The organism is Pseudomonas sp. GM48 (genome assembly GCF_000282335.1).
GTDB lineage: Bacteria > Pseudomonadota > Gammaproteobacteria > Pseudomonadales > Pseudomonadaceae > Aquipseudomonas.
The window spans coordinates 14,087-33,195 of record NZ_AKJM01000054.1; the positions used below are offsets into that span (position 1 = coordinate 14,087).

The 19,109-nt window shown below is 59.7% G+C and carries 17 protein-coding genes and 1 pseudogene; 7 read left to right on the plus strand and 11 right to left on the minus strand.

The genetic code is table 11. The features are described from left to right. Nucleotides 1–98: 98 nt before the first annotated feature. The 6 genes from PMI28_RS18645 to PMI28_RS18620 all read right to left on the minus strand — a co-directional run bounded on the left by PMI28_RS18645 (nt 99) and on the right by PMI28_RS18620 (nt 8,643). Entirely contained in the window at nt 99–1,952 is a 1,854-nt protein-coding gene (locus PMI28_RS18645) for a polyurethane esterase (protein WP_007985264.1), read from the minus strand. A gap of 215 nt (nt 1,953–2,167) precedes the next feature. Further along, nucleotides 2,168–3,535 carry a TolC family outer membrane protein gene (locus tag PMI28_RS18640; protein ID WP_007985266.1) on the minus strand — a complete coding sequence of 456 codons (1,368 nt, stop codon included), beginning with the start codon at nt 3,533–3,535 and terminating at the stop codon, nt 2,168–2,170. A 2-nt stretch (nt 3,536–3,537) separates the two neighbouring features. After that, a complete protein-coding gene (locus tag PMI28_RS18635; protein WP_007985268.1) occupies nt 3,538–4,872 on the minus strand; it encodes an HlyD family type I secretion periplasmic adaptor subunit in 1,335 nt (444 codons plus the stop codon). Next, nucleotides 4,869–6,635, minus strand: a complete 1,767-nt coding sequence (locus PMI28_RS18630) for a type I secretion system permease/ATPase (protein WP_007985269.1) — start codon at nt 6,633–6,635, stop codon at nt 4,869–4,871. Before PMI28_RS18630 ends, PMI28_RS18635 begins: the two co-directional genes overlap by 4 nt. 92 nt (nt 6,636–6,727) lie before the next feature. Next, entirely contained in the window at nt 6,728–7,111 is a 384-nt protein-coding gene (locus PMI28_RS18625) for an AprI/Inh family metalloprotease inhibitor (RefSeq protein WP_033063224.1), read from the minus strand. A gap of 74 nt (nt 7,112–7,185) precedes the next feature. Next, nucleotides 7,186–8,643 (minus strand): serralysin family metalloprotease, encoded by a 1,458-nt coding sequence (locus PMI28_RS18620; RefSeq protein ID WP_007985273.1) that lies wholly within the window; start codon nt 8,641–8,643, stop codon nt 7,186–7,188. A 1,035-nt stretch (nt 8,644–9,678) separates the two neighbouring features. Here PMI28_RS18620 and PMI28_RS29520 point away from each other — a divergent pair. Continuing rightward, complete coding sequence (locus PMI28_RS29520) at nt 9,679–10,137, plus strand: REP-associated tyrosine transposase (protein ID WP_081501405.1); 459 nt, start codon at nt 9,679–9,681, stop codon at nt 10,135–10,137. A gap of 254 nt (nt 10,138–10,391) precedes the next feature. On the opposite strand, the gene PMI28_RS30750 is transcribed toward PMI28_RS29520, so the two are convergent. The 3 genes from PMI28_RS30750 to PMI28_RS18605 all read right to left on the minus strand — a co-directional run bounded on the left by PMI28_RS30750 (nt 10,392) and on the right by PMI28_RS18605 (nt 11,614). Then, nucleotides 10,392–10,538, minus strand: coding sequence for a hypothetical protein (locus tag PMI28_RS30750; RefSeq protein WP_007985276.1), 147 nt, complete (start codon nt 10,536–10,538; stop codon nt 10,392–10,394). A 66-nt stretch (nt 10,539–10,604) separates the two neighbouring features. Next, on the minus strand, nt 10,605–10,916 hold the full coding sequence (locus PMI28_RS18610) for an AzlD domain-containing protein (RefSeq protein ID WP_177318961.1): 312 nt from the start codon (nt 10,914–10,916) through the stop codon (nt 10,605–10,607). Continuing rightward, entirely contained in the window at nt 10,916–11,614 is a 699-nt protein-coding gene (locus PMI28_RS18605; RefSeq protein ID WP_033063225.1) for an AzlC family ABC transporter permease, read from the minus strand. The genes PMI28_RS18610 and PMI28_RS18605 overlap by 1 nt, the downstream gene beginning before the upstream one ends. Before the next feature lie 143 nt (nt 11,615–11,757). Here PMI28_RS18605 and PMI28_RS0128435 point away from each other — a divergent pair. The 4 genes and pseudogenes from PMI28_RS0128435 to PMI28_RS18590 all read left to right on the plus strand — a co-directional run. Beyond that, nucleotides 11,758–11,892: pseudogene (locus PMI28_RS0128435) on the plus strand (sensor domain-containing diguanylate cyclase); the annotation flags it as partial. A 285-nt stretch (nt 11,893–12,177) separates the two neighbouring features. Continuing rightward, nucleotides 12,178–13,053 (plus strand): 4-hydroxy-tetrahydrodipicolinate synthase, encoded by an 876-nt coding sequence (gene dapA / locus PMI28_RS18600; RefSeq protein WP_007985282.1) that lies wholly within the window; start codon nt 12,178–12,180, stop codon nt 13,051–13,053. A gap of 61 nt (nt 13,054–13,114) precedes the next feature. Further along, nucleotides 13,115–13,477, plus strand: a complete 363-nt coding sequence (locus tag PMI28_RS18595) for a DUF2784 domain-containing protein (protein ID WP_007985285.1) — start codon at nt 13,115–13,117, stop codon at nt 13,475–13,477. A gap of 31 nt (nt 13,478–13,508) precedes the next feature. Continuing rightward, a complete protein-coding gene (locus PMI28_RS18590; RefSeq protein WP_007985288.1) occupies nt 13,509–14,426 on the plus strand; it encodes a LysR family transcriptional regulator in 918 nt (305 codons plus the stop codon). 10 nt (nt 14,427–14,436) lie between these two features. On the opposite strand, the gene PMI28_RS18585 is transcribed toward PMI28_RS18590, so the two are convergent. Further along, nucleotides 14,437–15,981: a sensor domain-containing diguanylate cyclase gene (locus tag PMI28_RS18585; RefSeq protein ID WP_007985290.1), complete on the minus strand. Its 1,545-nt coding sequence runs from the start codon at nt 15,979–15,981 to the stop codon at nt 14,437–14,439. Nucleotides 15,982–16,067: 86 nt separating this feature from the next. Beyond that, on the minus strand, nt 16,068–16,595 hold the full coding sequence (locus tag PMI28_RS18580; protein WP_033063227.1) for a DUF3087 family protein: 528 nt from the start codon (nt 16,593–16,595) through the stop codon (nt 16,068–16,070). A 234-nt stretch (nt 16,596–16,829) separates the two neighbouring features. Here PMI28_RS18580 and ppnN point away from each other — a divergent pair, with 234 nt between their 5' ends. Both ppnN and PMI28_RS18570 read left to right on the plus strand, forming a co-directional pair. After that, nucleotides 16,830–18,203, plus strand: coding sequence for a nucleotide 5'-monophosphate nucleosidase PpnN (gene ppnN / locus PMI28_RS18575; RefSeq protein WP_007985294.1), 1,374 nt, complete (start codon nt 16,830–16,832; stop codon nt 18,201–18,203). A gap of 91 nt (nt 18,204–18,294) precedes the next feature. Beyond that, entirely contained in the window at nt 18,295–18,735 is a 441-nt protein-coding gene (locus PMI28_RS18570) for an NUDIX hydrolase (RefSeq protein WP_007985296.1), read from the plus strand. The last annotated feature ends 374 nt before the right edge of the window (nt 18,736–19,109 follow it).

Here is a 19,109-nt window from a genome sequence, read left to right on the forward strand (position 1 = left end):
CGCCTGAAAGGCGTAATGCTGTTCACCTAAGGACGAACACTGTATCTGTGCCGAGGGAGCCTGCTTGCGAAGAGGCCCTTACCGGCGCCTCATTACCCTTAGGCAATCACAATCCCCGCTCCCGACAAACTGTCCAGCCCCACTCCCACCAGCGTCACTGAGTCATTGCCAAACGTCAGCACGGTATCCTGTCCCACTGCCGTGGCATGGGCCCGGAAGTCGTCGTTCGGCATCACGCCCTGCACCCCGAGAAACACCAGTTTGTCGTTCGCCTGATAGCCGAGTACCCGGTCGTGGCCAAACGCGCCGCTGAACAGGAATGTATCGATCCCGCCACCCGATTCCAGCAGGTCGTTGCCTGTCCCACCGACGAACACGTCGTTGCCTTTGCCGCCGATCAAATGATCATTGCCGTCGAGGCCGAACAACCAGTCGCCGGTTGCCTGCGCCTTCAAGGTGTCATTCCCCGCTCCGCCCTTCACCGACGACGCGTAGTCAGTCAACTGATTGCCCACCGCAAGCCCGTTGGCTGTGACGCTGTGGGTCACGTCATCCTTGAACATCCCCCACAGGAAGCCCGGTTCCTTGCTCACGATGCTGCCAATGTCGCGGGTCATGCTGATACCGCCATTGGCATCGCGAATGTACAGGTTGCCGGCGCCATCGTTGGCAAAGTCGAAATTCTTCACTGACTGCTGCAAGTCGAGCACGTTGTAACCCTTGCCGCCCAACAGGATGTTGTAGCCACCGGCATCCCGGAAGGTGTCGTTGCCGTCGCGACCTTCCAGATAGTCGTTGCCCTTGCCGCCCTGGATCAGGTCATTGCCGTCACTGCCGATGATGAACGTGCTGCCCTTGTGGGTTTCAGCGTTGCGATTGAGATCCTGCACCCAGGTATTGGCCCGTGCCGGGTCCGAGAGGTTGGCCACGATGATGGTCGAGTCCTTGCTGGTGAGGTCGTAGAACTTTGACTCGATCACCCGGTTCATACCGTCGCCATAAGCGGTGGGCAAATGCGAAATCCAGGTCGGAATGTTAAGGATGGAAAACGGCAACAGATTCCAGGCGGTCGATGCGTAGTGGTCATTGAAGCTGACGATGTTGTTGGTGGCCGAGGCTTGATCGGCGTCGTGCACGCCGACCGATGACGGGTTGAACGCCGAGCCGTCGAGGGCGCGGAACACCGGGTCGTTTTCATAGCCGACGTTCAGTACTTTGTCGCTGCTGCTTTGAGTCGGCGAGGCGTAGGCGATGTAGTTTGAGTCCTGGAAAAAACCGCCCCATTTATCGCTGCTCAAATCCGCCAGGCTGTTGACCGCCAGGCCGCCGAGGCTGTGGCCACTGACCAGCACATCCTTGCCGGACAGACCGTTGGCCCGCGCAAATGCGGCAACGTCCGCCAGCAACGTGCCGAATGCTTCACCCACGTAGTTTTTCGCGTAATCCTTCGGGCCCAGCGCCGCCAGCAGGTCATTGATCACGTCGCCGATGGAGTCGCTGATCTGGTTTTCCCGTGGACCGCTGGTACCGCGAAAGGCGATGCCGATTTCCGTGAGGTGCCCCTGGGCGTCGTATTTGCCGAGAATCTCCACCTGGGCGCTGGTGTAGCCGGCCTTTTCACCGAAGAAGGTTCCCCGTGCGTCGACTTTGCCGTCATAGCCCAACTGCGCGGCGGTGACAGGAGTCCAACCGGCTTTCTGCACGGCGGCGAGTGCGGCTTTTTCCGAATCGGGGTTCCAGGGAATGCCGGGGATCACGCCTTGGGAATCGGTACCGCCGATCAACGCCGTCACCAGCGTCGCCGGCAGGCCAAGGCCGAATCCGTTGTGCTGATAACCGGTGGCAAAGCCGTTATCGAGGTTGTGATAGGAATACAGCGTGATTGCCATCGCGTCGGAAAACAGCGCTTTGGCATCCGTTGCGCCGAGGTTCTTGTAGTCGTACACACCCATGGGTATTGCCTCTCTCGTTGTTGGAATTGTCAGAGATCGCTCACAACCGGCGCATCCGTTCCCGGATGTCGTAGCAGCTGGCGAAGCCTGCGTTCGGCTGCGCAGCAGTCGTAAAACCTGTGCACGCGATCTACCTGGTGGACCGCATTGTCTGAATCCACGACTGCTGCGCAGCCGAACGCCGGCTTCGCCAGCTGCTACGGAAAAAGGTGGGGTTAGCGGGGCCTCGGGCCTTGTCCGAATGCCTCATCAACCCTGGCCAGATCCTGCTCATTCAGGGTTCCGGCGTAGTAGTGCAATTTCGTCCAGGCCATCAGGTAGTCGTAGCGGGCCTGGGCCAGGTCGCGGCGCGTGGTATAGAGCTGTTGTTCGGCGTTCAGCGCATCGAGATTGACCCGTTCGCCACCCAGAATGCTTTGCCTGGTCGATATCACCAGTGCTTCGGCGGAGATCAGGGCTTTCTGGTAGGCGCGCAATTTGCTCACGCCGGACAGGCAGGCGCTGAATTGCCGACGCAATTGGATTAGGGTGTCCCGGGTCTTGCCGTCCAGTTCGTACTCGGCCTGCTCCATCGCGCGACTGGCCTGACGGGTCGATGCCGAGACACCGCCGCCGGCATACAACGGCACGTTGATTTCGATGCCGATGGTGTTGGTGTCATAGCGCTGGTTGTAGGTGTTGCCGCTCTCTGACTCGTTCTGGCGCACCGTGGCGTAGGCACTGACCCTGGGCAAGTGCCCGGCACGGTTGCGTTCGACCTCATAACGCGCCACTTCCAGGGCCTGACGCTGGGAGGCCAGGTTCGGGTTGTTGGCCACCGCCAATTCGTGCCAGGTGTCGTAATTGGCCGGTTGCAGGGTGAAGCTCTGGAAGTGCTGATCCAGCGGCGCGAGATCGACGATGTCGACAGTCGGCACGCCGATCAGCGCCCCGAGTTCGCGCAGGGACGCATCCTGTTCGTTACGCGCCTCGATTTCCTCGGCGGTGGCCAGTTCGTAGCGCGATTCGGCTTCAAGAATGTCGGTGCGCGTGCCTTCGCCCTGACGGAACATCTGCTCGTTTTGCTGGAACTGCTGCTCGTAGGCTTTTTTCCTGGCCTGGGCGATGTCGATCTGGTCCTGGGCGAACAGCGCCTTGGTGTAGTTTTCCAGCACCCGCACCAGCAATTGCTGGCTTTTGCCGCGAAAGCTTTCATCGGCGAACAGTGCCTGCGCCACACCTTTGCGATAAGCCGCGTAGGCCTCGTAGTCGAGCAGCGGCTGTTGCAGGGTCAGGCTGGAGCCGTAACTGCTGTAATTGCGGTCATCGCTCTGGTTTTGCCCTCGCTCGTTGAGGTAGGTGACCTTGGAGTTGTTGCGGCCCTTGTTGTAGTTGTAACCCAGTTTCGGCAGCAGCCCGGCGCGGCCGATGGCGCGGTTCTCAAGGCCGGCATCGCGCTCCTTGATGGCGCCGAGGAACACCGGGTCATTACGCAACGCTTGTTCGTAGACATCGAACGGCCCCATGGCCGCTACCGCCGGGTTGCCCACGAGCAGCATCAACGCCGCCCCGAGCCTGGAAAGCTTATTCATACAGCCGAACATCCTTATTCCTCGGTCAACGCGGAGCCTGCCCGGTCGAGCAGCGGTTTGAACAGATAGTTGAGGAGTGAGCGTTCACCGGTGCGCACGAACATTTCCGCCGGCATGCCGGGCTTGATCACCAGGCCATTGAGTTTTTCCATGGCCTGATCGCTGACGCTGCTGCGCAGCACGTAGTACGGTGCGCCGGTTTTCTCGTCGACCATCTGGTCGGCGGAGATCAGGCTGACTTCGCCCGGTACCCGCGGGGTGCGGCTCTGGTTGAACGCGGTGAACAGGATGTCCACCGGCAAATGCGCCCCGACCTTGTCGATCAGGTTGACCGGCAGGCGTCCCTCCACTTCCAGGCGCGTGTCCTGAGGCACGATCTCCAGCAGGTTGTCGCCCTGGCGCACTACCGCGCCTACGGTGTGAACCCCCAGGTTCACGGCAATGCCATCAGCCGTGGCGATGATTTCGCTGTGCTGCAAGTCGAACCCGGCGGAGGTCAGTTGCTCCTCCAGGGTCACGCTTTTGAGCTGCGCATCGGCCAGTTGCGTGCGGACTTCCTTCTGGTACTCCTCGATGTGCTGTTGCAGCTTCAGCCGCGACTCGACAATGCCCTGCTCTACCCGACCGCTTTCACCGAGGTTTTCTGCCAACAGTTGCTGCACTTGCGACAGCTGCCGCTGGTACTCCATCAAACGGTTACGCGGGATGTAGCCGTTTTCCGCCAATGGCGTCAGATTGCTCAGTTGTTGTTGCAGGGAATCGGCCTGAGCGTTCAGGTCGGTGCGGGCACGGCGCATACCGGCCAGTTGCGCAGCCGCGCCTTCGATACTGGCGCGCAAGGCTGACTGCTCGCGGGCGAAGGCATCGCGACGGCTGCTGAACAACTGGCGCTGGCCTTCGAGTACCAATGCCAGACGCGGGTCGGGGTCGTTGCTCAACCCGGTGGGAAAATTCACCTGTTTCAGGTTGTCCCGCTCGCTTTGCCAACGCGCCAGACTGGCCCAGGCCATGCGGTACTGCGCTTGCAGCGATTGCACGTCCGCGGCCACCTGGGTCTGGTCGAGCCGGAACAACGGCTGCCCCTGTTTCACCGACTGCCCCTCGCGTACCAGAATCTGGCTGATCACGCCGCTGCTCATCGATTGCACGGCTTTGCGCTTGCCCGAAACCACTACCGTGCCTTGTACCGGAATGCCCTGATCGAGTGGCGCCAGGCTGGCCCAGATGAAGAAGCTGCCGGCGCCGACCAGGGCGAGCATCCAGCCCAGGCGGACGAAATAGCGGGCGTCGCGCTCGGGGCGCTCGGCGATGTCGACCTGTTCCATGTTGGCTTCATTGATGTGGCTCATACGCCCGAACTCCTTGTCGCGGGCTGATACTGCCGGCTCATGCTGAGCCCGCCCGACGGGTGCGCTGCCTTTTCCTGCTGGGCACCCGAGAGCGCCTTGAGCACCTCCTGACTCGCACCGAACGCCTGCAGGCGCCCGTCATTGAGCACCAGCAACTTGTCAGCCTGGGCCAGCGCGGAGGAGCGATGGGTCACCAGAATCACGCTGGTTCCCTGGGTTTTCATTTGCGCAATCGCGCTGGCCAGCGCCGCTTCGCCCACGGTGTCAAGGTTGGAATTGGGCTCATCCAGCACCACCAGGCTCGGCTGGCCATACAGTGCGCGGGCCAGGGCCACGCGCTGTTTCTGCCCGCCGGACAGACCGCTGCCATCCTCACCGAGCACGGTGTCGTAGCCCTGTGGCAGGCGCAGGATCAGCTCATGCACGCCGGCCTGCTGCGCGGCGGCCACGACTTTTTGCGGATCGGCGTCACGAAAACGCGCGATGTTTTGCGCGATGCTGCCGCTGAACAACTCGATGTCCTGCGGCAGATAACCGATGTAAGGCCCGAGGTCGTCACGGTTCCAGCGATGGATGTCCGCACCGTCGAGCCGCACCGTACCGCCCAGAGTCGGCCAGACGCCCACCAGTACCCGCGCCAGTGTGGACTTACCGGAACCCGAGGCACCGAGCACGCCCATCACCTCCCCGGCGGCCAGGCTGAAACTGACCAGGTGCAAGGTCGCAGCGCGTTGGCCCGGCGGTCCGGCGCTGACCTGTTCAAAAGTGATCTGGCCCTTCGGCGCTGGCAGCGCCATGGCGTCGTCACCCGGCGGGAAGGCTTGCAGCAAAGCATTCAGACGGCCATAAGCGAGTTTGGCGCCGCTCCACTGTTTCCACACGGCAATCAATTGATCGATGGGGCTCAACACGCGGCCCATCAGAATCGAGCCGGCGATCATCATTCCGGCGGTCATGTCGCCCTTGATCACCAGCAACGCGCCAAGGCCCAACACCAGCGATTGCAGGCACAGGCGCAGGGTTTTGCTCAAGGAGCTGATAACGGCGCCGGTGTCGCTGGCCTGGTTCTGCAGGCCGAGGTAACGCGAATGCACCTGGAACCAGCGATTGCGCAACGCCCCCAGCATGCCCATGGCCTGAATGGTTTCGGCGTTGTGCAGGTGACTGGTGGCCAGTTGGCTGGATTTCTGGGAGAGCAACGAGGCCTCGCCCAATGGTTTTTTGGTCATCGCCTCGTTGAGACACGCAAGTCCGATCAACAGGACCGCGCCTGCGGTGGCAAACACACCAAGCCAGACGTTGAACAAATAAATCACAAACAGGTAAACCGGAAACCACGGCGCATCGAAGAATGCGAACAGCGCGGGGCCGGTGACAAACTGGCGAATATGCGCCAGGTCGCCCAGCGATTGTCCGGCGTTGCCTTCGCCCTGGAACAGATTGCGCTCGAACGCCGCCTGATAGACCCGAAGGTTGAAGCGTCGCTCCAACTGGCTGCCAATACGGATAACGATGAAACTGCGAACCGCCTCCAGCAAACCGATAAAGGCAAAGAAGCCGACAATCATCAACGACAACATGACCAATGTCGTTTCATTCTGCGAAGACAATACCCGGTCATAGACCTGCAGCATGTAGATAGAGGGCGCCAACATCAGAATGTTGATCAGCGCAGTGAAACAACCAACGCTGAACAGAATGCTCTTGTAGTCACCCAGCGTCTTGATTAACGGTGCGGTGGCCGGGTTCTTCGCCATCTTCATGGGCTCTTCCTGAGGTGTTATCCCTTGCCTGCTTGGCGAGGTCGTTACTTGCACGTTAATTGCAACTTTCTGACACCGACAATGTGTCCAGGCTATTGAACTTTGCGCTTTAGGATAATGATCAGTCCGGACTTGGAAGTGCCCCGATACAGCCCTTCTCCTTGCCGGCTGAAGAACACGATTTTTGCGCCTTCCTTACCGGTAAGCGCGATTCCGTCCGGCTCCGTGAACCAACCGGTTGGTTGCTCGCTTAACCAGTCGCCCAGGCATTCGGCACCGTCCACGGTCTGGCTGGCGTTGAGTTCGATGGTGCAAACATCCAGAGGTTTGTCCTGCAGTGTCACCTGCCACTTTCCCGCGAGTTCCGACGGGTCCGCCAATTTCAGGCTGCGAGCCATGGCTACATCTCCAAAAAACATCATGAGCGTCGCTATCAGCCACGCGGTTGTCTTGCAGGTAAACGCGTTGCGAATCATAGGGCGCTTTACTCTTGGTCGCGGCTCAAGGGACAAAGGACGGCGCATCGGCGCCGCCCTCCTTACGCCTTGAATCAGGCCACGATGTCCGAGTACGCCGCCTGGCCTACGGTGCTGACCAGGAAGTCAGCCACGCCATGCCCGGAGAAGTCGATCGACAACAGGCTGTTGCCCCCCGAGGTATTCAACACCGCATCGCCGGCCGTGCCGGTGAAAGCGCTGACGAAATGCAGGCCGCCGCCATTGGTGATGCCGGTCAGGTCGATCTTGTCCAGACCACTGACGAAGTCGAGGATCTGATCGACAGCACCGGGTTTGGAGTCGCTGCTGGCCGCAAACACGAAGGTGTCGGAACCGGCACCGCCCCACAGTTTGTCCGCACCACCGGCACCGTAGAGGATGTCGTTGCCGGCACCGCCCTTCAGCTCGTTGGACACGCTGTTACCGATCAACAGGTCATTGCCTGCACCGCCAATGGCGTTCTCGACGGTGACACCCTTGGCGATGGAGACGTTACCCACCAGGCCGCCAACGTCGGAGAACGAGGCTTCATTGAGATTGATCTTCTGGTTCTGGGTGAATCCGGAGAAGTCCAGGGTGTCCTTGCCGCCGGCATCCCACACGGAAAACACCACTTTATCCGCTGACGAGGACGCGCTCAGGAAATCACGTCCCGCGTTGGAGTTGAATCCGTAAGTGGTGTCGCCCGTGCGAGTGGTGGTGTTGCCACCGTAGAGCTTCTGAATGGCCGCAATGTCGTCCATCAGCGGGCCGGACGAATAGGCTTCGACCCCGCCCTTGCTGAAATTCTGGCTGGTGTTGCTTTCACTCCAGTAGCTCATGACGCTGTAGCCGCGGGTATCTTGCCCGTAGGAAGCGTCATTGTAGGTCGGAGCGCCTTCGCCGGCGTTGTAGTCGCCAGGGTGGGCAAGACCCAGGGAGTGGCCGATTTCGTGGGTCAGGGTTTGCCGGCCATAGTTGTTCAGGTCCGGGGTTTTGTTGGGTGTGTAGCTGCTGTTGATCAGGTACCAGGAAGTCCCGTCATATCCGGCCCCGGTGCCCGGCAGGTAAGCAAACGCCGCCGCACCATCCTGGCCGCCGCTGTAGTTTCCGAACGTCATGTGACCGTCGCCGCCGCTAGTCTTATCGGTGAAGGTGACATTGGCCACATCGGCCCAGGATTGCATGGCAAGCACCGCCTGGCCCTTCTGCTGCGCGCTGAACTGACTGAACCCGGTAATCCCGTGCTTGTTCATCGTGCTCGACGACGCCGAAGTCAGGAAGGTATAGGTCAGTTCGATTTTGCCGCTGCCGTCCTTGTCCTGGTAAGCAGCGCCGTCGCGCAGCAACTGGGTAGCTGCCTGGTCGACGGAAAACGAGGGTTTGCCATTGACCGTGAGGTTGCCGCCCCGATCATACTGATGGCTGAAACTATTGATTTGATTGAATGCAGAACTACTGGCTGCCAATGCATTGACTGGCTGAAACGCCTGTTCGGCGGAATCAATAGCGTGATCTTTTACTTTCGACATAAACACACTTCCTTGTTTAGCTATGGAACAGTTTTTGTCAGATAACGACGATCCCTGGCGAGATCGTCCTATCACTCGCCCATTGAAGGCGAAAGAAAACTGACACAACTTGAAATCAAATGTCCACTATTTTTTTGACGTCAAAATGTGAGATTCCAGCAAGTGCCCGGAAACAATAGGTGTGCTCTGAAAGTATTATTTTGAAAGTTAATGCGCGAAAGAAATTGTCCGACAATCGACAATTTGATTATTAAATAAAAGTAAATTTTTTTGTGTGAAAACAGTCTGACTTTTCGCGTTTACTTAATGCGCTTCAGCCAACAAAACTAAACATTCAGTGAGTTAAACGCAGCTTACAAAACAAGTTGCACACGGCCTCCTGTAGCAGCTGGCGAAGGCCTCGCAACATTCCTGCTGAAAACCCGAACGACCGAATCACGACCGCTGCGCGGCCGAACGCAGGCTTCGCCAGCTGCTACAAAAAACCGGTCGTGCGCGGTCCCTGTAGCAGCTGCCGAAGGCGTCGCAATCCTGCTGTCGCAACGTGCCTGCTAGAAACCCGAATGACCAGATAACGACCGCTGCGCGGCCGAACGCAGGCTCCGCCAGCTGCTACAAAAAACCGGTCGTGCGCGGGCCCTGTAGCAGCTGCCGAAGGCGGCGTTCGGCGGCGAAGCCGTCGCAATCCTGGTGTCGTAACGTGCCTGCTGGAAACCCGAATGACCGAATCACGACCGCTGCGCGGCCGAACGCAGGCTTCGCCAGCTGCTACAAAAAACCGGTCGTGCGCAGGCCCTGTAGCAGCTGCCGAAGGCGGCGTTCGGCGGCGAAGCCGTCGCAATCCTGGTGTCGCAACGTGCCTGCTGGAAACCCGAATGACCGAATAACGACCGCTGCGCGGCCGAACGCAGGCTTCGCCAGCTGCTACGAAAAGCCGGTCGTGCGTAGTCATATCCGGTTGCGATAGGCGTCAACCAAACTGGGTTGCAACGCGCTAGATTCCAAGCCTCTTTTCAGCAGATAAGGGGTAATGGAATGCCTGTCAGTTCGAATGCCGGTCATCTGCGCATTGGTCGCTTTTCAGAGCCAGGACGCATTTATCTGATAACCACGGTGGTTCATCAACGGCAGTCGGTTTTTACCGATTGGCGAATGGGTAGACTGGTCGTCCAGGAGTTGAGCCATACACAAGAAGAAGGTTGGGTTGATTTTCTGGCCTGGGTCGTGATGCCAGATCATATGCATTGCCTGGTACAACTGCGGGATAAAACATTGGCCGAGCTGATGTGCCGAATCAAATCCCGCAGTAGCCTGGCCGTCAATCAAGCGCTGGAACGGCAAGGGCGCCTGTGGCAGAAGGGTTACCATGATCGAGCGGTTCGCCGAGAGGAAGATGTAAAAAATCTTGCTCGATATGTGATTGCCAATCCAATTCGGGCGGGACTGGTTGACCGAGTCCATGATTACCCACTGTGGGATGCGTGTTGGCTCTGATGTACTGAGCTGACAGGTCTGCGACTGCTTCGCCGCCGAACGTCGCCTTCGGCAACTGCTACAGATGACTTGGGCCTGTAGCAGCTGGCGAAGCCTGCGTTCGGCCGCGCAGCGGTCGTCATCCGTTCGTGGGGGGTTTCAATCGGGTGCATTGCTACGCCGGTCTGCGACTGCTTCGCAGCCGAACGTCGCCTTCGGCAACTGCTACAGAAGACTACATACGCTGAAGGCGGGGGCTTTGTCGTATTGGCTGATCAGAACTTGCGGTCAGGCTCTGACAGTTCTTTACCGTCGTCAGGATGCTTCCAGTCCGGTACCGAACGTTTTTGCTGCTCAATCTCTTCTTCCGTAGGCTCATCCTCGTCTTCTTCCAGGTCCGGACGCTTGGGTTTATTGGCCATGTTCACCTCTCCTCCTGAAGACATCGCTCATCAATTTTAAGCGTAGAACAGATCCCGGTGCCCCGCTCAGAGCCACCAGCGCAGTAAAAAGAAGAACCCCATGCTCAGCAGCATGCTGAGTAAAGTATTGCGCGTGTAAAGCACCAACCCGACTGCCACCAGCGAACTGATCAGATAGGGATTGTCCCAGTGCAGATTCAGCTGTTTTTGCGGCATGAACACAATCGGTCCGCAGATGGCGGTCAACATGCCCGGTACTGCAAACCCCAGGAACTGCCGGGCATTGCTGCTCAGGCGTACCGGCAGTCGCGGTTCCAGAAAAACATAGCGGTTGAGAAACACCAACACGCCCATTCCGACAATCACTGCCCAAACCATCATGTGCGTCCACCGTAGAATTTATTGCAGACAAACCCGGCAGTCATGCCCGCCAGCCCCGACAGCACCAGCGCCGAGCCCCATTGCCAATAGCTGAACAACACCGAGCAAAACAGCGACACCGCCACGCAAACCACGGTCGGCACGTTGCGCACCACCGGGGTGATCAGGGCGATGAAGGTCGCCGCGATGGAGAAATCCAGGCCCAGGTGTTCAAGACCGGGAATGCTGCTGCCGAGCACAATGCCCGCCAGGGTGAACAGGTTCCAGGCGATGTAGAACGTCAGGCCCACGCCCAGGGCGTACCAGCGGTTGAACTGCTGTTTGTCGTGCTGGCTGTTCAGGGCGAACAACTCGTCGGTGAGCAAAAAACCCAGGCCCGCGCGCCAGCGTCCCGGCAATGGCGAAATCACCGAACGCATGCTCATGCCATAAAGCAAATGCTGGGATGTCAGCAGCAGCGTGGTCAGCAGGATCGAAAAAATCCCGGCGCCACCCTTGAGCATGCCGATCGCCACCAACTGCGCCGCACCAGCAAACACAATGCTCGACAGGCCCTGGCCTTGAAGGGGTGTGAGATTGGCTTCGATGGCCATGGAACCGGCCAGCAAACCCCAGGGCGCGGTGGCCAGGGACAACGGCATGATCGCCGCGGCGCCGCGCAGAAAGGCGCTGCGCGGCATGATTGAGTTGGACATAACGTTCTACAGACAGGGAAAGACCCCAGACTTTGCCAGCTGCGGCGGCCAATGGCTTGAACAATCTTGCTCACTGATATGACTGCGTGCCATTCATCGGCTGTCTGCTTGATTCGCCACAGTGGCGGCAACATGATGGCGCTGCATTTTCACTCGGCACCACCGGCACTTCGCTGCATGCCACGGCGCTGGAGTTCGTCGAACAGTTCGACCAGTTGCTCTACAAGGCCAAGCACAATGGCCGGATGCGCGCCGAGTTCGCTGATTTTCGTGATTGACAAACGGCGCGCCGGCTTTTAAAACTGGGCGCCTCACTCAGGGTGTAAGCAAGTATGTCCGCAACCTTCAACCTCAACACTTCCGTCATTGGCTTGATTGCCAAGGCGCAAGGTTGCGTTGCGCACGCCCTCAAATCGAAGAAACAGTCGCTCATGTGACCGGGGCGCGCTGTCCCGTCAGATGAGCTGACAGGACATTGAGCGCGACGGACCACCCTCCCCTTGCTTACTCTCCTTCTACGCTCCTGACGGTGACGAAATCGGTCAACCATCAGGAGAAAGTGCATGTCAGCGTTTCAAGGTATCTGGGTTCCACTGGTCACACCGTTCCACAACGGTGCCATCGATTTCGTCAGCTTGCGCCGGCTGGTCAGCCATCTGCTGGAAAAAGGCGTCGACGGCTTCGTCGTTTGCGGCACCACCGGTGAGCCGGCGGCGATGGGCAAACATGAGCAACTGGCGGTGCTTGATGCGGTGCTGGAGCTGGTGCCGGCACAACAGGTGGTCATGGGCCTGGCCGGGAACAACCTGACCGAGTTGTTGCAGTTCCAGAGCGAGATTCTCAAGCGCCCGGTGGCTGGCCTGCTGGTGCCGGCGCCGTATTACATCCGCCCTTCCCAGGCCGGCCTCGAAGCGTTTTTCCGCACGGTCGCCGATGCCTCCAGCGTTCCGCTGATCCTCTATGATATCCCTTACCGTACCGGCGTGGCCTTCGAACAGGCGACCCTGCTCAATATCGTCGCCCACGAACGGATTGTCGCCATCAAGGATTGCGGCGGTAATTTTTCAAACACCCTCGCATTGCTCAATAGCGGCCATGTCGATGTGCTGTGCGGCGAAGACAACCAGATCTTCAATGCCCTGTGCCTGGGCGCCAAAGGCGCGATTGCCGCGTCGGCGCATGTCCACCCCGAACTGTTCGTGCAGTTGCACCGGCAGATCCGCGACAACCGGTTGGCCGATGGCCGCGCCACGTTTTTCCGTTTGCTGCCGTTGATCAACAGCCTGTTCCTGGAGCCCAACCCGGCCCCGGTGAAAACCGCACTGGCCCTGCAAGGCTTGATGGGTGACGAACTGCGCGCACCGATGCAACGCAGCAGTGAATCGATGACCGAGCGTTTGCAAGACGTACTCAGCGCATTGGACCGCGACATTCGATAGAGCGCCCGCCACCGGCCCGAGTACCATGGAGCGATTCGTTTACCCGCTCAGGGGCACCGACATGCTGTACCGAATCGCCGCCGACGGGCTGATGCTGTTGCACTTGCTGTTCATTGTGTTTGTGTTGTTCGGCGGGTTGCTGGTGCTCAAATGGCGCCCCCTGATCTGGTGGCATCCGCCCGCCGCGTTGTGGGGTATGGCGGTGGAGTTCTTCCACCTGCCCTGCCCGCTGACCGACTGGGAAAACCGCATGCGCCTTGGGGCCGGGCAAACCGGCTATGGGGGTGGATTCATCGAACATTACCTCTGGCCGGTCATCTATCCCGCCGGCCTGACACCCGGCATTCAGCTTGGATTGGGCAGCGTGGTGTTGGTGATCAACGTGCTGGTCTATCTTCGTTTGATCAAGCGATGGGCCACCTGAATCGTCAATCCCCCGTCAAGGACATGAAAACATGTTGTCGACAGAAGACCTGGCACTGCTCGAGGCCATCCGCCAAACCGGCAGCCTGTCGCGGGCGGCGGCGCACCTGGGCAAGGCGCCATCGACCGTGTCCTATGCGGCGCGGCAACTGGAAGAGCGCTTCGATGCGTTGCTGTTCGACCGTCGCCGCTACCGTTTGCAACTGACCCCGGCGGGCGAGTTGCTGGTCAACGAAGCGGCGCGGCTGATGCAGGACGTCTCGCGCCTGACGCAACGGGTCCGGCAAGTCGCCAACGGCTGGGAAAGCCGCTTGTGGATCGTGACCGACGAACTGCTGGAATTCGAAACCTTGATCCCGGTGATCCACGAATTCGATGCGCTGCAATCCGGCGTGCCGCTGCGCATCACCCAGGAAGTGCTCAAAGGGGTCTGGGAAGCCCTGCGCGAAGGCCGCGCGGATCTGGTCATCGGCGCCACCAATGAACCGCCGGCCATTGCGAATTTGCGCTGGATGCAACTGGGGGAAATGGAATGGGTGTTTGCGGTGTCACCCCGGCACCCGCTGGCCAAGGCCAAAGGCCCGATTACCCGGGCCATGGTCGCGCAACACCGGGCGATTGTGGTGGCCGACTCGTCCAGAGTCTCCGAGGGCAGCACCTACGGCGTCACCGGAGGGCAAACGGTGCTGGCCGTGCCGACCATGCGCGCGAAAATCCTCGCCCAGTGCAATGCGCTGGGGGTGGGCTGGCTACCGCGGCACCGGGTTGGCTCACTGCTGAAAAACGGCACGCTGGTTGAAAAACACATGGCTGACCCGCGCGAGCCGAACATCCTGTACGCAGGCTGGCGTGGTGATCACGACGGTCGCGCCCTGGGCTGGTGGCTGGAGCAGCTTGCAAAACCCAACCTGGCCACCCGACTGGTTCAGGGAACGGACCGGATTGCCTGACGCCCTACGCTCAGTTGGCAATCACGCTCATGTTCCGTCCGCTGGCCTTGGCCACGTACAGCGCCTTGTCTGCCGCATCAATCAGCTCTTCGGGCCGGACCTGGGAAGCGGCATTGCATGCACCCACGCCGACGCTGATTGTCACCGTGCCTTCGGAGCTGTCGCTGTGGGCAATACCGGCCTGCAGCACCGCGCGGCGGATTTTCTCCGCCACCAGGAATGCCCCCACATAGTCGGTGCCGGGCAGCACCACGGCGAACTCTTCGCCACCATAGCGGGCGGCCAGGCCACCGGGGCGCTTGATGTTGTCCGTGATGATCGCACTGACCTTGCGTAAACACTCGTCACCGGCAAGGTGGCCATAACGGTCGTTGAACGCTTTGAAATGATCGACATCAATCATCAGCAGCGCCAGATCGCTCAGGCTGCGCCGGGCACGGCCCAGCTCCACATCGATGAAAGCATCGAGCTGACGCCGGTTGGCCAGCCCCGTCAGCGCATCCTTGAGGGCCAACCCCTCCAGGTTGCGATTGACCTCCAGGAGTTTCTCCTGGGTGTCCAGCAACTCGACCTGCACCAGGTTCTGTTGCTTCATCAACTTGATGAGCCGCAGCCCCAGCACTCCGAGAATACTCAGCAACAGCGTGACGATGCCGGCGCTGAGCAGCGTCTCCACGCGCCAGCTGCCGAGCACTTCATCCTTGTTCAGTGCGGTAAAAACGATCAGCGGATAACCCTCGACCCGGCGATACGCCGTCACCCGCTCGACACCGTCGATGATCGACGTGATCGTGGCTGTACCCGCATCGCCCTTGGGCAACAACCGGGTGAACAACGGGCTCTTGGCGAGGCTGGTGCCGATATCTGTCTCTTTGAAGGGTCTGCGAATGACAATGGTGGCATTGTCGGCGATCAGGTTGATCACGCCGTTACTGCCCAAGTCGATGCTGTCGTAGAGCTGCAGGAAATGGCTGAGGTAAATCGTCGCCAGCGCCACGCCGGCAAAACTGCCATCAGGATGATTGACCCGGCGCGAAACCGTCATGATCCATTCACCGCTCGAACGGCTCTTGATCGATGGCCCGATGTGCGGCCCACGGCTGGGGTTATCGCGATGGAAGATGAAGTATTCGCGGTCGGAATTGTTGACGCCGGTTTGGTCGGCACCATTGGAATTGGCGATCCACTGCCCTTTTTCGTCGAACACGAACAAGCCATGGAGCTGGCTCAACTCACTGCGCTGGACATTGAGCAACTGCGGCAGCCGGGATGGGTCCACACCATCGTGTTCCAGACGATCGACCAGGGTGAACAGCAGCGTGTCGGCCTGCTTGATCGTTGCCTGTGCTTGCGATGCCAGGGTCTGCGCAAGGTTGGACATCGCCACTTCCTTGTCATGCAGCTGGTACTGGCGCGAGCTCCAGGCTTGCCAGATCACGATCGCTGTCATCGACAGGCACACCGCGGCCAGCAGGATCACCGCCGAGCGGACCTTGAGGCGGGTCACGGCTGGCCGGAGCATTTCAATATGATCGTTGATCGACGGATGTCCCATGATGCTCCCTGAGTGCCTGTGAACGGACGAACCTTCCTGATCGCCGTTGTGTTGCCCACTATGCCTGATCCAGGCTCGCAACGATGTTAGCGCGATGCCTGCTTTACCGCCTCCAGCCACGCCGGATCCAGCCGCGTCTGTTCGGTATCGATGCCCAGCGCTTGCATTCGTTCCATGTGCTGATCCATTTCGCGGATCAGTTGGCTGTGGTCGCTGGAGTTGCCATCGAGCTGATGCATCTGGTTCAAGCCCAAATGGTAGAAACGCAACAGCTTCATCGCAACCGGGTCGCCCTTTTCCACGGCCGTCGTTACATGATGCATGACATTGGTAACACTCATCAGGCTGCGCTTGAGCTGCCAACTGTAGACCGCAGGCGCCATCCACGCCTGGCGCCAGAACACCTTGCGCATCAGCGCCGCCATCGCCAGCACGGCAACAAACACGCCACCGACGTTGAAGCGCAGATTGTCGCCCCCCGGTGTGCCGAACAGCGCCACCGCCGCCGTGGACAGCACCATCGCCAGCGCCAGAAAGATCAGGGCGATGATAAGCGTGCTGCGCCGTGTCTGTTGCCGGTAGGTGTTGGCGTTCATTGGCTGGATTTCGAACATTGCGTCGGGTTTCCTGAGCTTCAATGGTAAAAAGGGGTCTGAGGCAAAAAGACAGCGGGCCATTATCGCCTCTGCGAGGGATTTAGCTATGCTGGGGCTCCTTTTCATCTTTTCATCGTCAAGCGGGGGACATGGCGAGACCGTGCAGTTCGTGCCATCTTCTTTCATGAATACACATTATTCGGATGCCATTCGTTGTTGCTGTGTGAATGACATCGTTTTAAGGATCATTGAATGACCCAACGCCAAGTTATCAACGCCTCCGTCAGTCCCAAGGGCAGCCTGGAAACGCTCTCGCAACGGGAAGTCCAGCAATTGAGCGAAGCCGGTTCCGGCAGCACCTACACCCTCTTCCGCCAGTGCGCCCTGGCCATCCTCAACACCGGCGCCCATGTCGATAACGCCAAGACCATCCTTGAAGCCTATAAAGATTTTGAAATCCGTATTCACCAGCAGGACCGCGGCGTACGCCTGGAACTGCTGAACGCTCCCGCCGACGCCTTCGTCGATGGCGAAATGATCGCCAGCACCCGGGAAATGCTGTTCAGCGCCCTGCGTGACATCGTCTACACCGAAAACGAACTCGACAGCCAACGCATCGACCTGAGCAACTCCCAGGGCATCAGCGACTACGTGTTCCACCTGCTGCGCAACGCCCGCACCCTGCGCCCCGGCGTCGAGCCGAAGATCGTGGTGTGCTGGGGCGGACATTCGATCAATACCGAAGAATACAAATACACCAAGAAAGTCGGCCACGAACTGGGCCTGCGCAGCCTGGACATCTGCACCGGTTGCGGCCCCGGCGTGATGAAAGGCCCGATGAAAGGCGCCACCATCGCCCACGCCAAGCAACGCATCCACGGCGGCCGCTACCTGGGCCTGACCGAGCCCGGGATCATCGCCGCCGAAGCGCCGAACCCGATCGTCAACGAACTGGTGATCCTGCCGGACATCGAAAAACGCCTGGAAGCCTTCGTCCGCGTCGGCCACGGCATCATCATCTTCCCGGGCGGTGCCGGTACCGCCGAAGAGTTCCTGTACCTGCTCGGTATCCTGATGCACCCGGGCAATGAAGGCCTGCCCTTCCCGGTCGTCCTCACCGGGCCGAAACATGCCGCGCCGTACCTGGAACAACTGGACGCGTTCGTCGGCGCCACCCTGGGTGACGCCGCCAAGCAGCACTACCAGATCATCATCGATGACCCGGCTGAAGTGGCGCGCCAGATGACCCAGGGTCTCAAGGCGGTCAAGCAATTCCGCCGCGAGCGCAACGATGCGTTCCACTTCAACTGGCTGCTGAAAATCGATGAAGGCTTCCAGCGCCCGTTCGACCCGACCCACGAAAACATGGCCAACCTAAAACTGAGCCTCGACCTGCCGTCCCACGAACTGGCGGCCAACCTGCGCCGCGCGTTCTCCGGCATCGTCGCCGGCAACGTCAAGGACAAGGGCATCCGCCTGATCGAAGAACACGGGCCCTACCAGATCCGTGGCGACGCGGCGATCATGCAACCGCTGGACCTGCTGCTCAAAGCCTTCGTCGCCCAGCACCGCATGAAACTGCCGGGCGGCGCGGCGTATGTGCCGTGCTATCGGGTGGTGGCGTAACCCTTCTCGGTGTAACGACACCGATGTGAGCTTTACCGTCGCGAGCCGCAGTGAAAGCTGCGGTTCGCTTACTTCTATGGAAAGAAAAAACATGCGCCAACGCGATTCAGCGCGACTGCTGCTGATCAATCCTTCAAAACAGGTTCTGCTGTTTCACTTCCAGCACAAAAACGATGCCCTCGCGGGCCAAAGCCACTGGGCGACACCCGGTGGCGGGCTTGAGCCGGGTGAATCCTTTGAGGCTGCGGCGGTTCGTGAACTGTTTGAAGAAACCGGGCTGAATGTCGCTGCCGTGGGAGCCAGCGTTGCAGAGCGGCGTTTTTCGATGATGTTGCCCAGTGGTGAAACGGTGCTGTCGGTTGAACGGTATTTTGTGGTTCATACCGACAGTGAACGTCTGTCCCGTGAGGGGTGGACAGCTAACGAAGTTCGGGTAATGGCAGGCCATAAATGGTGGTCCGTAGCCGAGCTACGAGAGACCCGCGAAACGGTGTGGCCGGAGCAGTTGATAGAGATGCTGGAAAGCGCGTGATGCATGGGCGATAGCCACACAGCCAAGCAATCTGACATACACAATCCATGTGGCGAGGGAGCTTGCTCCCGCTCGACTGCGCAGCAGTCGTAAACCGGCTAATGCGGTATATCTCAGGGTATGGTGTCTACCGGTTTGGGGCCGCTTCGCGCCCCAGCGGGAGCAAGCTCCCTCGCCACATTTCTGATGTGAGCCAGAGGATTGTCGTTGGCTGTAAGGCCGCCATCGCGAGCAAGCTCGCTCCCACAGCAGGGCGGGGATATACATGGGTTTTGCGCCTGACACTGGTCAACTGTGGGAGCGGGCTTGCTCGCGAAAGCGGAGTGTCAGCCAACAGAGATGTTGAATGATCAACCGCATTCGCGAGCAAGCCC